The 12,335-nt window shown below is 56.9% G+C and carries 15 protein-coding genes; 6 read left to right on the forward strand and 9 right to left on the reverse strand.

Going from position 1 to position 12,335, the window contains the following annotated elements:
- Positions 1–139 precede the first annotated feature (139 nt).
- Positions 140–1,006 carry an NAD(P)-dependent oxidoreductase gene (locus F3J29_RS06265; RefSeq protein WP_166863918.1) on the reverse strand — a complete coding sequence of 289 codons (867 nt, stop codon included), beginning with the start codon at positions 1,004–1,006 and terminating at the stop codon, positions 140–142.
- A 10-nt stretch (positions 1,007–1,016) separates the two neighbouring features.
- Positions 1,017–2,252 (reverse strand): MFS transporter, encoded by a 1,236-nt coding sequence (locus F3J29_RS06270; RefSeq protein WP_166863920.1) that lies wholly within the window; start codon positions 2,250–2,252, stop codon positions 1,017–1,019.
- Positions 2,253–2,362: 110 nt separating this feature from the next.
- On the opposite strand from F3J29_RS06270, the gene F3J29_RS06275 reads away from it, so the two are divergent.
- The 3 genes from F3J29_RS06275 to F3J29_RS06285 all read left to right on the forward strand — a co-directional run bounded on the left by F3J29_RS06275 (position 2,363) and on the right by F3J29_RS06285 (position 4,564).
- Positions 2,363–3,271, forward strand: coding sequence for a LysR family transcriptional regulator (locus tag F3J29_RS06275; RefSeq protein WP_166863922.1), 909 nt, complete (start codon positions 2,363–2,365; stop codon positions 3,269–3,271).
- A 49-nt stretch (positions 3,272–3,320) separates the two neighbouring features.
- The gene (locus F3J29_RS06280; protein ID WP_166863925.1) at positions 3,321–3,869 is read left to right on the forward strand and encodes a GNAT family N-acetyltransferase; all 549 of its coding nucleotides are present in this window, start codon (positions 3,321–3,323) and stop codon (positions 3,867–3,869) included.
- A 173-nt stretch (positions 3,870–4,042) separates the two neighbouring features.
- Positions 4,043–4,564, forward strand: a complete 522-nt coding sequence (locus tag F3J29_RS06285) for a phospholipase D family nuclease (protein ID WP_166863926.1) — start codon at positions 4,043–4,045, stop codon at positions 4,562–4,564.
- Between the two features lie 102 nt (positions 4,565–4,666).
- Here F3J29_RS06285 and F3J29_RS06290 read toward each other — a convergent pair whose 3' ends face one another.
- The 3 genes from F3J29_RS06290 to F3J29_RS06300 are packed head-to-tail and all read right to left on the reverse strand — an operon-like array spanning position 4,667 to position 6,647.
- Positions 4,667–4,927 carry a hypothetical protein gene (locus F3J29_RS06290; RefSeq protein ID WP_166863928.1) on the reverse strand — a complete coding sequence of 87 codons (261 nt, stop codon included), beginning with the start codon at positions 4,925–4,927 and terminating at the stop codon, positions 4,667–4,669.
- 60 nt (positions 4,928–4,987) lie between these two features.
- Positions 4,988–5,884: an SDR family NAD(P)-dependent oxidoreductase gene (locus F3J29_RS06295; protein ID WP_166863930.1), complete on the reverse strand. Its 897-nt coding sequence runs from the start codon at positions 5,882–5,884 to the stop codon at positions 4,988–4,990.
- A 25-nt stretch (positions 5,885–5,909) separates the two neighbouring features.
- The gene (locus F3J29_RS06300) at positions 5,910–6,647 is read right to left on the reverse strand and encodes an SDR family oxidoreductase (protein ID WP_008458914.1); all 738 of its coding nucleotides are present in this window, start codon (positions 6,645–6,647) and stop codon (positions 5,910–5,912) included.
- A 124-nt stretch (positions 6,648–6,771) separates the two neighbouring features.
- Between F3J29_RS06300 and F3J29_RS06305 the strand changes: the two genes are divergently transcribed.
- The 3 genes from F3J29_RS06305 (at position 6,772) to F3J29_RS06315 (ending at position 9,146) form a co-directional block, all read left to right on the forward strand.
- Entirely contained in the window at positions 6,772–7,686 is a 915-nt protein-coding gene (locus F3J29_RS06305) for a LysR family transcriptional regulator (RefSeq protein ID WP_166863932.1), read from the forward strand.
- Between the two features lie 91 nt (positions 7,687–7,777).
- A complete protein-coding gene (locus tag F3J29_RS06310) occupies positions 7,778–8,347 on the forward strand; it encodes a YbhB/YbcL family Raf kinase inhibitor-like protein (protein WP_166863935.1) in 570 nt (189 codons plus the stop codon).
- Positions 8,348–8,462: 115 nt separating this feature from the next.
- Entirely contained in the window at positions 8,463–9,146 is a 684-nt protein-coding gene (locus tag F3J29_RS06315) for a helix-turn-helix transcriptional regulator (RefSeq protein ID WP_353620535.1), read from the forward strand.
- Here F3J29_RS06315 and F3J29_RS06320 read toward each other — a convergent pair.
- Genes F3J29_RS06320 through F3J29_RS06335 form a run of 4 tightly spaced genes read right to left on the reverse strand, consistent with a single transcriptional unit; the run spans position 9,139 to position 12,169 of the window.
- A complete protein-coding gene (locus F3J29_RS06320) occupies positions 9,139–10,083 on the reverse strand; it encodes a dienelactone hydrolase family protein (RefSeq protein ID WP_205246645.1) in 945 nt (314 codons plus the stop codon). The two genes, F3J29_RS06315 and F3J29_RS06320, sit on opposite strands and share 8 nt — an antisense overlap.
- A gap of 33 nt (positions 10,084–10,116) precedes the next feature.
- Positions 10,117–10,764, reverse strand: coding sequence for a helix-turn-helix transcriptional regulator (locus F3J29_RS06325; protein ID WP_166863941.1), 648 nt, complete (start codon positions 10,762–10,764; stop codon positions 10,117–10,119).
- 17 nt (positions 10,765–10,781) lie between these two features.
- Complete coding sequence (locus tag F3J29_RS06330; protein WP_166863944.1) at positions 10,782–11,756, reverse strand: threo-3-hydroxy-L-aspartate ammonia-lyase; 975 nt, start codon at positions 11,754–11,756, stop codon at positions 10,782–10,784.
- Positions 11,757–11,779: 23 nt separating this feature from the next.
- On the reverse strand, positions 11,780–12,169 hold the full coding sequence (locus tag F3J29_RS06335) for a RidA family protein (RefSeq protein WP_166863947.1): 390 nt from the start codon (positions 12,167–12,169) through the stop codon (positions 11,780–11,782).
- Positions 12,170–12,335 lie beyond the last annotated feature (166 nt).

A 12,335-nucleotide genomic window follows, 5' to 3' on the forward strand; every position in this document is an offset into this window, starting at 1 on the left:
GGGCCAATTTAGCGTCCGGGCGCCAACAAACTGCTGACGTGGAAATGACAAAAAAATGACAAACGGAGCAGGTATTGTCTTTGGGGCAGGATAAACAGAAAAAGCCGGACGCAAGGCCCGGCTCTCTATTGCGGATGTCTCAGAGTTTGTCGTAAAGCCGGATGACGCTGGTCATGTTACTTTCGGCCAGTCCCTCATCAATGGCGTGTAAAAATACTCCACGAGCGGCGTCAATCATGGGGGCAAGCTGCGAGGATCCCATCTCTTGTAGCGTGTAGCCCAGATCCTTCTCGATAAGTTCTACCGGGAACTGGGGCGCAAAATTCTCGCTCAGCATGCTGCCTGAAAGGTAGCCGGCGACGGCGGGCCACACTGACGTCCCGGCCATGGCCGACAGTACCCGGTTGGCATCCGCGCCGCTGCGCTTCAGAAAGCCAATAATCTCCGCCAGGCCGGTCACCTGTACCGCCATTAAGGCGTTGGTGGCGAGTTTTGCCAGCGTCCCTTCACCCAGCTCACCGACGTGATGGAAAGCCGACCCCATTGCTTTTAAAACCGGCAGGCAGCGCTCAACCACAAACGGATCTCCCCCTAGCAGGTAGGCGAGCTGGCCTGAGTCCACCTGCACGCGTGAGCCGGAGACGGGGGCTTCCAAAAAAGCAATGTCATGCCGCTGCATTTGCGAGCCGAGTGTTTTCACCCAGCCCGGCGTCAGCGTAGAGCTTTCAATGGCCACCGCAGCAGCGGCCATGCCGGACAGAGCACCCTGCTCCTCATCCAGCCAGATCCGGCGAGAGGCGGCGTCGTCACGCACCATGGCGATGACAAACTCCGCATCGGCCACCGCGGATTTTGGCGTGGGTGCCACCGTAGCGCCCTGGCTGGCTAAGGCTTCTGTTGCCTGACCGGTACGGTTCCATACCGTGACGGAATGTCCTGCCGTCAGCAGCCGAGTTGCCATCCGGGAGCCCATCGCCCCCAGGCCAAGAACGGTAATATTGCTCATAATGACTCCTTTAAATTGTCGGGGACGGATTTGTGCTGCGGCGGGATTTGCTTTCACGGGTCACTATCACCGCCAGCAGACCGGCCAGCGCAAAAGCGGCGGCCACGTAGGGAATAGGGCGAGGCCCGGTCAGGTTTATCAGCACGCCGCCAATCAGGGAGCCTAAGCCAATTGCCGCGTTAAACACCGACACGTTGACCGAGGTAGCCGCATCCGCGCCGCCCTCCATGCGAGACGCTTCCCTGAACACCAGGGTTTGCAGCAGCACCGGCAGCGCGCCGTAGGCCGCCCCCCATAGCGCGATGGCCGTAAAGATCGATGCGTGGCTTACGGCGGCTACGTTCAGACAGGCAAGGCTTGCGGCAAACAATGCGGCCACAATCCCCAGACTTGTGCGCGGAGCGCGAGCGGCAAAAGGTCCCACGGCAAAATTAGTCACCACGCCCGCGGCACCATACGCCAGCAGCAACATGCTAATTTGCCCGCTGCTTTGGCCGGCAACGTGTTCGAGAAAAGGCGTGATATAGGTGTAAGCCAGGAAATTACCGGAGACGACCAGCGCGGTGATGCCAAAAATGGCCAGCAATGCGCCGTTTTTAAACACGGCTGAAATCGCTCCGCGCTTAGCGGACCGGGCGATCCTCACCGCCGGAACGGACCAGACAATGAGCGTGAAAACGGCCAGGCAAAGGAAGCAAAGCGCGGCAAAAACCGCCCGCCAGCCGTAAAAGTCTCCCAGCATGGTGCCCGCAGGTACGCCGAGTACCGTGGCCAGAGAAACGCCGCCAAACACAATGGACGTCGCCCGCACGGCGTTACGTGACGCCACCAGATGCACGGCGGTCACCACCGCCGTCGACCAGAACACCCCGATAGCGGCAGCCACCAGGATACGGCCTACAAAGACCACAAAATAGTCCGACGCCAGCCAGGTAATCAGGTTGCCCGCAAAGCAGGCGGCCAGCAGGCCAGACATGAGCGCTTTGCGATTAATGTGCCCCAGCAGTCCGGTCAGCGGGGCGGCGGTGAGCGCCACCATAAAAGCAAAAATAGTGACCAGATAACCCGCCACGCCGAGAGAAACGTTCAGCCCGGAGGCCATACCCGGCAGCACGCCGACCGGCATCAGTTCGGTACTGACAAAAGTGAAACAGCCCAGGCTCAGCGCCAGCACCGCCGCGATGCTGCGGGCGCGGGAAACGTGTGCGCCCTGCGGCGCAGCGATATGTGTACTGCTTGAATGCATAAAACCATCCTGAAAATGTGAACAGGTCGAGATGACGAGGAAATTGTGGCGTCGTGCAGCTCAGAATGCGATAGCATGAAAGGCATATCACTTATGACTGAGAGTCAATAATGAGAGCATTAAGTTCGCAATTGCTGGAAGGCGTGGACGTGATGGCTGCGGTAGTGGATACGCTAAGCTTTGGCGCGGCCGCCGAAATGCTCGATATGTCACAGTCGGGCGTCAGCCGGGCGATTGCTCGCCTGGAAAAGCGGCTTTGCATCCGCGTTTTTGACCGAACCACGCGTTCAGTGCGGCTGACCGATGAGGGGCGGGCGTTCTACGAGCAGGTTATGCCGCTGATTGCCGCGCTGGCCGAAGTCACCGGCGGCGCGGCAGGGGACGGGCAAACCCTGCGCGGAAAGCTGCGAATAAACGTTGATCCGCTGTTTGCCAGCCAGGTTCTAGGGCCACGCCTCGGCGCGTTTATGGATAAACACCCTGAGCTTGAAATCGAGCTGCGCAGCCGGGATGAACTGGGGGATCTTATTTCTGATGGCTTCGATCTGGCGCTGCGTTTTGGCCATCCTCAGTCCTCGTCGCTGATAGCCAGAAAGCTGTTCGACACGCGCGTATTTGCTATGGCATCCCCTGAATATTTACATCGCTTCGGGCAACCGAAAACGCCGCCGGAGCTTGAGGGGGAGCCGCACCGCTGCATATTGTTCCGCGAACCGCTGACGGGAAAACCTTTTGCCTGGGAGTTTCACCGGGGGAAGAAAAAGCAGACGATCCAGCCCGGAGGCATGTTAACGGTTAACGATGCGGAAACCGCGTTCAGCACCTGTCTTGCAGGGCTGGGCGTAGCTCAGATCTTCGAACTTGGCAGCGAGGAATACGTGGCTTCCGGGCGGCTGGTGCCGCTGTTTCCCGAATGGTCAGATCACCGTTTCCCGCTCTATGCGTATTATCCGTCCCGGCATCATGTGCCGGCGAAAACCCGGACGTTACTGGATTTTGTGAGCGGGTTGGTAGATTAACGTTCTCAGGCAAAACTGAAATAGATATTTCGTCGGAAAGGAAGTGCATATGCAAATACCAGAACTCCATACAGAACGCTTGCTGTTAAAGCCATTAGCCGCCGAAGATGCCTCACAGATTCAGGTGCTTTATCCACGGTGGGAGATCGTTCGCTATATGGTCTCCTCAGTACCCTGGCCCTATCCGGATAACGGGGCTGAAAATTACGTCAATAACGTTGCCCTGCCTGATATGGAAAAAGGGATTGCCTGGATCTGGACTATCAGACACCGTCAGACCCCTGACGAACTTATGGGTTTAGTCTGCCTTTACGACGTTGAGGATAATAACCGTGGATTTTGGCTAGCGCAGGAATATCAGGGGCAGGGTTTTATGCGTGAGGCCAGTAATGCCGCGACGGATTACTGGTTTAATACATTAAATAAGACAGTATTGCGTGCGCCGAAAGCGGCTCTCAATAGCCGTTCCAGACGTATTTCAGACAGTAGCGGCATGCGGCTTATCAGGACTGAAAAGAAAGAGTATGTCAGCGGCCTGCTGGATTCCGAACTCTGGGAAATCACGCGCGACGAATGGAACGCTCGTCAGGTTGACTAATGCAAGTTACGAAATGTCTGCTCTTCGCTCATTTCGGTTTTATCCCAGCAAGGCTGTCCGCTTTGTGCCAAATGCGGACGTCAGGAGTATTATTGATGTCCTTATTCCTGCAGCAGTAGACCCGGTAATGAGGACTCCTGAACGTTATCGAAGACTCATTGGGAACAGCCGCTATGAAACAATTGGCCTTTTTACTGCTCATTATTACTGGTTCAGCTTCTGCAGCCCCTTCAATAGAGGTGGGATTTTCTCCGGAAGGTAGTGCACAACAGCTTGTACTAAATACCATCAATTCAGCGCACTCCTCTATCGAGATGGTTGCATATGCATTTCAGGCCCACGATATTGCTGCTGCACTGGATGCAGCCCAACAACGAGGCGTTAGAGTACAAGTCGTTATCGATAAACGTCGAAATAAAGGCAGTACATCACTGGCGGCAATGCGCGACATTACTCGCCATGGAGTGGAGCTGCGCATTGATGGGCATTACCATATTCAGCACGATAAGATGATGATTGTTGATGGCTCAACTGTAGAAACAGGTTCATTTAATTATGCAAAATCAGCAGAGTACGATAACAGCGAGAATGTCATCGTTATGAAAAACATGCCCCACATCGTGTCTCAGTATCAGGAACATTTTGCTTCCCGGTGGGCAATATCTGAACCCTTCGAACTTAAAACACAGGGTTAGTCACTCTTCACTTTAGCGGCCTTTAACGTCAGTATCTCGCTCAAAGCAGCCGGGTAATTTTTGCCTAAACAATAGGCTTAACGAGGAATGGGCCACCTCCTGTTAGTGCTCAACAATCCACAAAAGCGACACCACCGGCAGGGCGAAAATAACGACAAAAATGGTCAGTTCTTCGCCCCAGCCATAGCCTACTTTAATGACGCCGATCAGCATATTTACCGCCGCAATCAGGCACCACAGTACCGCAAAGCCTCGGGCGATAATCGCCTGAGCCGGCGGGTAGTCCGGGGTAAACAGACGGATAAGCAGGTAACAGCCGCTGGCGAGCAAAAAGCCGCTCAGCAGAAATAACAACGTTCGCATAAAACACTCCAGGAAATGGCCTGCGGCTTAACTTTGCAAGATAAGCCGCAGGCGGGGGATTTACTGCCGGGGAGTCAGCAGGTCGCCTAAACCAATACGCTGCAAAAACGCCTTGCGGATACGGTCGGCCACGGCGTTGACCACTTCGGCCCCGTCGTCAGAGGGATCAACGTGCACGCGGAACGGGCGTTTGCCATACGGGGCATTCACAATATCCACCATCGCCGCCGCCACGTCGGCAACGTCGGCATCCTCTGGCTCACAGGCGGCCAGGCCTTTCAGGGCTTCATCTTCCAGTCCAGCGGTTGGGCCTGTCTGGGTCCAGGCCCGCTCACGTTCGCTGTCCGCGGGCTTACCGGAGTGCAGGAAATGGTTGGTGCCTTTGGTAAAAGCCCCCGGCACCAGAATCGAGCTTTCAATGCCCCAGCGGCTCAGTTCGGCGGCATAGCTGACGGCCACGGCGTCCATTGCGGCTTTGGCGGCAAAATAAGGTGCCAGATAAGGCGGAGTGCCGCCCCGAGTGCTGCTGCTGCCGACCCACAGCACCAGGCCTTTTCTCTGCTGACGCAGATAAGGCAGCGCCGCCCGGTTAACCCGCTGGGTGCCCAGCACGTTAATGTCGAAGAGCTGGCTGAACTGCTCCGGCAGAAATGCCTCGGCGGGGCCGAAGGACATATGCCCGGCATTGTGCACCACGACGTCCAGCCGGCCTTGCTCCGCGATGATGTGCGCGACTGCCGCCTCCGCAGAAGCCTCGGACTGCACGTCCAGCTCGATGGCGCGAAGATCCACGCCGTGTTGCCGCGAATACTCTCGCAGGCTTTCAACCTGGGGAGCATTGCGAGCTGAAATATCGCGCATACTGGCGTAAACGGTGTGCCCGGCATGGGCGAGGGCGCGCGCGGATAAGGCACCAAAGCCGCTGGATGCGCCGGTTATCAGTATGATTTGCTGCATGTTTGTCTCCTGTTGGTCGCCAGTCTTATGCAAAGCCGCCGTTAACGCGGATAACCTGAGAATTCACCCAGCTGCCGTCAGGGCCAGCTAATGTCGCCACAATACTGGCGATTTCCTCTGGCGTGCCGATGCGTCCCAGCGGGGCGAGGCTGGCGATGGCCTGAATTTGCTCTTCGGTTTTACCGTTCAGGAACAGGTCGGTGCCGGTTGGCCCCGGTGCAACGGCGTTGACGGTGATATTACGGCCACGCAGTTCGTTGGCCAGGACATGCACCAGGCCTTCAACCCCGGCTTTGGAGGCGATGTAGGGGCCATAGGCCGGGAATGATTTGGCAATAACGCTGGTTGAAAGGGCGATAATGCGGCCGCCATCCTGCAGAGACTCTGCGGCGTTGGCCAGCACCATAAACGCGCCCCGCAGATTTGTATTGATGATTTTGTCGAACTCGGCCAGGCCTGCCGGAGTAATTTTCACCATCGGCATAATGCCCGCGCTGTGCACCACCACATCCAGCTGGTTGTGGAGAGCTTTCGCTTCGGCAAACAGACGGGTGACATCGCTTTCAGAGGAGACATCGGCCTGAATCGCCACGGCGTTCCCGCCGTTGTTTTTAATCGCCTGGACCGTTTCATCGGCGCTGGCTTTATTTCCGGCGTAGTTCACCACGACGGTGAAGCCGTCGCGGGCCAGTCTTTCGGCAATTGCCCGGCCAATTCCACGGGAAGCGCCGGTCACCAGGGCAGTTTTCTTTGCAGTCGTCATGTTGTTCTCCAGATGCGGTGAGTGAATCGCCCCGAGTGGGCGTGGGTGCATTGTTAATGTTTTTGATTTCGGGATAAATGGTGCTAATTTGATTAGATAATTCCGTTTTGGTTAATAATAGCAGATGGATAAATTTGACACCTTGCAGCTGTTTACCCGCATCGTTGAGCTGGGGAGCTTTGGCCAGGCCGCCGACCAGCTTGGCATCCCGAGAGCCACGGCGAGTAATGCGATTAAAGACCTGGAAAGCCAGCTTGGCTGCCGTTTGCTGGAGCGCACCACCCGGCACGTACGCGTCTCTCTCGATGGCCAGGCCTACTATCAGCGCTGCGTCTATATTTTGGCCGAGCTGAATGATGCCGAAGCCGCGCTGCGCCCGGTTGTGGCCCGGCCTCGCGGTATCCTGCGTATTGACCTGCAGGGAACGCATGCCTCGCACATCGTTCTGCCGCGGCTGGACGAGTTTCATCGCCGTTATCCGGATATTGAGTTGATTATAAGCAGCGGCGACAGACTGGTGGATTTAGTCCGCGAGGGGATAGATTGCGTGGTGCGCGCCGGTAAATTACAGGACTCTTCGCTGGTTGCCCGTCATCTGGCTGATCTGCCGCAAATTGTATGTGCCAGCCCGGATTATCTGGCGGCGTTTGGCGTGCCTGCGCATCCGGACGATCTTGACCAGCACCAGTGCGTGAACTTTTTCTCGACGACCGGCGGCCTGAATTACCCCTTTGAATTCATTATCGATAACGAGCGACGGGCTTATTCGCCGAAAGGCTGGGTGACGGTCAACGAAGCTGAGAATTACGTGATCTGTGCGCTACGCGGCTGCGGCCTGGTTCAGCTCCCGCGCTACCACGTTGAACAGGCACTGAACGAAGGTCGGCTGGTAGAAGTGATGACTGACTGGCAAAGCCCGGCCATCGCGGTATCCGCGGTGTACACGCAAAACCGGCAGCTGTCGCCGCGGGTGAGGGTGTTTATCGACTGGCTGAAGGAGATTTACAGCGCGCGTTTTCCGCCGGAAAACAGAGCGTGACATTTTCTGCACAAACATTGAATTTTGCCGCACATCGTTCCCGCGCTGCCGGGGCTATGCTTCGTCTCCTCAACACATCAGGAGAACGGTTATGTTCAAATGTCTTAGCACTTCACTTATCGTTAGCACGCTCTTATTTACCGCCCAGTCACAGGCCAGCGACTTTCGTCTGCTGAGCCATACCATTGCTGACGGCGAGATGCTGAAACCGGCGCAGGTTTTTAACGCATTTGGCTGCCACGGGAACAACGTTTCCCCCGATCTTTCCTGGCAAGGCGCACCTAAAGGTACCCGCAGCTTCGCCATTACGGTTTACGATCCGTCTGCGCCGTCAGTCAGCGGCTGGTGGCACTGGACGCTGGTCAACATTCCCGCCGACGTTCACGCGCTGAAAACCGATGCCGGGAATGTGTCGGGCCAGAATCTGCCTGCCGGGGCCGTACAGGGGCGCAACGACTACGGTTCCGCCAGTTTCGGCGGGGCTTGCCCACCGCCAGGCTTTAAGTCACACCCGTATTTGTTTACTATCTGGGCTCTGGATACCCCGACGTTACCCGTGACTGCCGAAAGCAGTGGGGCACTGGTCGGCTATCAGCTTAATGCCCATGTATTAGCCAAAGCGGAGCTACGTCCGGTGTATGGTACTCCCGGTAAAAAATAAGCAACAAGACAAGGGCATAGAGCTCACTCGCTACCATGCCCATCAACGTCACGCGCTGCGAAATATGACTTTCTTGCGCCCCGGTTTTTGCCTGGTGCTCCGGGGCACAAAGATCATGGATCTGCCCGGCGGGAAATGCAGTGCGAGCAGCAACAGCCTGATCTTTTATGCCCCGCATGAGCATATTCCCATGCAGCACATTCCGGATGATTCAGGTTACGAGGCTATTGTTGTCTCGTTTTCCGCTCCGGCACTGGCTGAGTTTAACGCCCGCTACAGGGAGGTCACCGCGGCCTGTAGACTAATAACCACCACGGCTCCAGTGCCGCTTAGCCCAGACATCCACGAAGCCTGGCAGCGGCTGATCCGCGCCGCGTCCGCCGGAGAGCCCGCCCCGCTGTTGAATTATCATTTAGAAGGGATGCTGCTGCGCCTGGCGCTAGCCGGCTATAGCGTTGCAGCCAAAGCGCCGTTATCCACACTCAGCCAGCAGATAACGGCCCACATCGCCGAAGATCCCGCCGTGCCTCATACTCTGGAACACTTTGCCCAGCGGCTTGGCCTGAGTCTTTCAACGCTGAACCGGCGAATCAAAGCGGAGGGGCAGAGCTTTCGTCAGATCCAGGAGGACGTCCGGCTTTCCCTTGCTATGGAATATGTGCAAACCACCGATACGCCCCTGGGGAGAATAGCGGAACAGGTCGGCTACGCCTCGCTGTCCCGTTTTATCAGTCGGTTTCGCCTTCGCTATAGCTTAACGCCTGGCGCGCTAAGGAAAGCGATTCACGGCCCTAAATAGAGACAGGCTGGAACGGCAGCCCCAGAGACTCGACAAATGCTTTAACCTGCGGATACCACAGCTTCACGCCCGCTTTGCTGTCGGCAAAGTCATGGGAGTTTTTGCCGAAGGTGCCGATATCGATCATTCGGGCATGCCCGGCGTCGCCTTCCGCGTTGCCGGTGTAGGCATTAAACATTTGTTCCGGCATCGGCTGCGGCCAGAGCTGGTCGTTATCGCCATAGAACCACACCGACGGGTAGCGAGCCTGTTTGCCTATCGCGCCATAGGTGCGTACCAGATTTTGCTGCCAGCCTTCACATTTTGGCTGGCGCAGACCGCCCGAGAAATTAATCACGCCCAGCACGCCGGGAAGGGGATGTGTACTCAGCGCCATCGTCACCAGCCCGCCGTCAGACTGGCCGGCAATCACAATGCGTGAGCGGTCAACGTAGGGCAGTTTGACCAGTTCTTTGAGGGCGGCAGCCACGCCATCTGCTTCATCAAACGCGTGACGACGCACATCGCAACCGTCTTTCGGGTAGTCGCCGCCGGAGGCCGCAAAACCTTCCCGCATCGGAATCGCGACCGCAAATCCCCGATGAACAAATACTGAGGCAATTTGAAGATGCCTGGCGCGAGGCTGCAGGCGGGCATTGCCAGGGTTTTTACCGTGATTCATCACCAGCAGCGGAAAAGGACCGTCACCCGGCGGTTTATAGAGCGTGGTTTCCAGCTCAACGGTTTTACCCTCAACCTGTACCGGCAGCATAACCACCTGCTCATTGAGCTGGCGAGCCATTGGCGGGGATGAAGACGAGTAGTTTCCGGCGGAACTGCAGCCGCTGACGCTGAGAAGAAGTGCCGCAACCGGCAGCCCGGTGAAGAGATGAAACAAAGAACCGGAGCGCTGTGGCTCCTGAAATAGAGGTGCTATCAGCCACTTTATGGAACCCATCTGTTTACCCTGACAAAAAATACTGCGGTTGAATTATGCCGTGTCGTCAACGGACGGCTGTTGTTTTGCATACAAATAAACCGATGCCCGGGAGACGCCCAGATGCTGCGCCACGGTTTCCATCGACTTACGGATATCCAGTAATCCTTCTTTTTTCAGCGTCTGCAACAGCGCAATTCTTTCCGAAGTTTTCAGCGCGCGCGGCGTCGTGGCTATACCCGCCGCATAACGATCGATTCTTAGCCTGATGGCTTCGGACCCTGCGGGCTCGATATGTTCCTCCACGGGGCCTGGGCTGGTGTCAGTGAAGCGGGCAAGCGCGCTTTGCATTCCTCGGAACAAGGTCATATCCAGATTCAGGCAAAGGGCGGCAACATAGTTCCCGGCGTCATCTTTCAGCCCAATAGAGGTGCTTTTTACCGGTCTTCCGTCGGCAAACTGGTTGGCATAATTGGCGATCACCGTCGGGAAATCTGGGGAGGCGATGCGCGCCAGCCCCATTTCCGTGGCGCCCTGGCCAACCTCGCGGCCAGACAGGTTGTTGTGGATGGAGAGAATAGAGTGCTCGGGCTGCGTCAGGTCGTGCACCACCACCTCGCAAAAAGGCGCGAAGGTTTCACTCAACCCCTGGGCGATGTTTTCGAGCTGGTCGAGCAGGGCACTGTTTTCTGATTTTGACACTCTATTTCTCCTGTTAATTAACGCGGGCCGGCGAGGTACTCAGCGTAGCGGCTGATATCGACGTTGCCGCCGCTGATGATAATCCCGATTCGCTTCCCGCGCAGGCTCTCTTTCATTCCGCGCGCGGCGGCAAAGCCAAGGCAGCCCGTCGGCTCGACCACCATTTTCATCCGCTCGGCGAAAAACTTCATCGAATCGATCAGCGCTTCATCAGTGGCGGTGAAAATGTCGTCCACGTTCTGGCAAATCATCTGGAAGGTGTAGTCCCCGAGGAAGGTGGTTTGTGCGCCGTCGGCGATGGTTTTGGGCGTATCAATCCGCACAATTTGGCGACGCCTGAGTGACTGCTGGGCATCGTTCCCGGCTTCCGGCTCCACGCCGTACACTTTACAGCTGGGGGAAAGGTGTCGCGCCGCCAGCGCGCAGCCGGAAATCAATCCGCCGCCGCCCAGGCAGACAAACAGCGCGTCCAGCTCGCCAACTTCGTCAAACAGCTCTTTCGCCGCGGTGCCCTGGCCGGCAATGACGTGCGGGTGATCGTAAGGCGGGATCAGCGTCAGGCCATATTTGTTAGCCAGATCTTTGCCGATTTGCTGGCGGTCTTCGGTGTAGCGGTTATAGAGAATGACTTTGCCACCGTATTCGCGCGTGGCGGCAATTTTTGCCGCCGGGGCATCTTCCGGCATCACGATGGCGGCCGGGATCCCCAGCAGCCTTGCGGAGAGCGCAATCGCCTGGGCGTGGTTCCCGGAGGAGAAGGCCACCACGCCCGCTTTTTTTTGCTCCGGCGTAAACTGAGCAAGCGCGTTCATGGCCCCACGGAACTTAAACGCCCCCATTCGCTGGTAGTTTTCGCACTTGAAAAAGACGTCGGCGCCAAACTCTTCATTCACGGTACGGGATGTCATGACCGGGGTGCGGTTGGCATGGCCTGCAATGCGCTGGGCCGCCGCGACCACATCCTCATAAACGGGGAGAACTAATTCACTCATTTTGCCACCTTTAAACGGTTGTCTTATTCAGAGAGCGCCACGGCTTCAATTTCAAGCGCCGCGCCGTAATGGAGTTGTGCCACGCCGGCCACCGCGCGGGAAGGGCGATGCTGACCGATCCACGCCGCATAAATGCTGTTAAACAGCGGCCAGAGATTGATATCAGTGATGTACACCCGCACGGAGACAAGATGTTGTTTTGTCACGCCCGCGCAGGCCAGGCAAGACTCAATATTCTGCAGCACCAGCTGGGCCTGTTCTTCGAACGGCGCTTCGCAGCGAGGCGTGCCGTCCGCCGCCACGGGAAGCTGACCGGAAATAAACACCAAACCGCCTGCGGTAGCGGTATGGGAATAGTGCCCCACGGGGGGAGGAACTTGTTCGATATTGCGCAGCGTAATGTCCGGGGCCATGTATCCTCTCAACTCAGTCAGGTTTAGACGAATAATCTATATCTGGACTAAATGTTGATCAAGAGGTTTTCAACCGGGAAAGCAACAAGGGGAGACGGCGGTGAGGCGGCAGGGAGGAGAGAGCCCGTAGCGCGGTTGTTAGAGCAGGAAATGGCAATGTGTTACT

This window comes from Enterobacter sp. Cy-643, from assembly GCF_011752815.1.
Lineage (GTDB): Bacteria > Pseudomonadota > Gammaproteobacteria > Enterobacterales > Enterobacteriaceae > Cedecea.

Excerpts from the sequence above, each read along its gene's own strand:
- F3J29_RS06265 (WP_166863918.1), bottom strand. The coding sequence starts at position 1,006 with ATGAGCAATATTACCGTTCTTGGCCTGGGGGCGATGGGCTCCCGGATG.
- F3J29_RS06270 (WP_166863920.1), bottom strand. The coding sequence starts at position 2,252 with ATGCATTCAAGCAGTACACATATCGCTGCGCCGCAGGGCGCACACGTT.
- F3J29_RS06275 (WP_166863922.1), top strand. The coding sequence starts at position 2,363 with ATGAGAGCATTAAGTTCGCAATTGCTGGAAGGCGTGGACGTGATGGCT.
- F3J29_RS06280 (WP_166863925.1), top strand. The coding sequence starts at position 3,321 with ATGCAAATACCAGAACTCCATACAGAACGCTTGCTGTTAAAGCCATTA.
- F3J29_RS06285 (WP_166863926.1), top strand. The coding sequence starts at position 4,043 with ATGAAACAATTGGCCTTTTTACTGCTCATTATTACTGGTTCAGCTTCT.
- F3J29_RS06290 (WP_166863928.1), bottom strand. The coding sequence starts at position 4,927 with ATGCGAACGTTGTTATTTCTGCTGAGCGGCTTTTTGCTCGCCAGCGGC.
- F3J29_RS06295 (WP_166863930.1), bottom strand. The coding sequence starts at position 5,884 with ATGCAGCAAATCATACTGATAACCGGCGCATCCAGCGGCTTTGGTGCC.
- F3J29_RS06300 (WP_008458914.1), bottom strand. The coding sequence starts at position 6,647 with ATGACGACTGCAAAGAAAACTGCCCTGGTGACCGGCGCTTCCCGTGGA.
- F3J29_RS06305 (WP_166863932.1), top strand. The coding sequence starts at position 6,772 with ATGGATAAATTTGACACCTTGCAGCTGTTTACCCGCATCGTTGAGCTG.
- F3J29_RS06310 (WP_166863935.1), top strand. The coding sequence starts at position 7,778 with ATGTTCAAATGTCTTAGCACTTCACTTATCGTTAGCACGCTCTTATTT.
- F3J29_RS06315 (WP_353620535.1), top strand. The coding sequence starts at position 8,463 with ATGGATCTGCCCGGCGGGAAATGCAGTGCGAGCAGCAACAGCCTGATC.
- F3J29_RS06320 (WP_205246645.1), bottom strand. The coding sequence starts at position 10,083 with ATGGGTTCCATAAAGTGGCTGATAGCACCTCTATTTCAGGAGCCACAG.
- F3J29_RS06330 (WP_166863944.1), bottom strand. The coding sequence starts at position 11,756 with ATGAGTGAATTAGTTCTCCCCGTTTATGAGGATGTGGTCGCGGCGGCC.
- F3J29_RS06335 (WP_166863947.1), bottom strand. The coding sequence starts at position 12,169 with ATGGCCCCGGACATTACGCTGCGCAATATCGAACAAGTTCCTCCCCCC.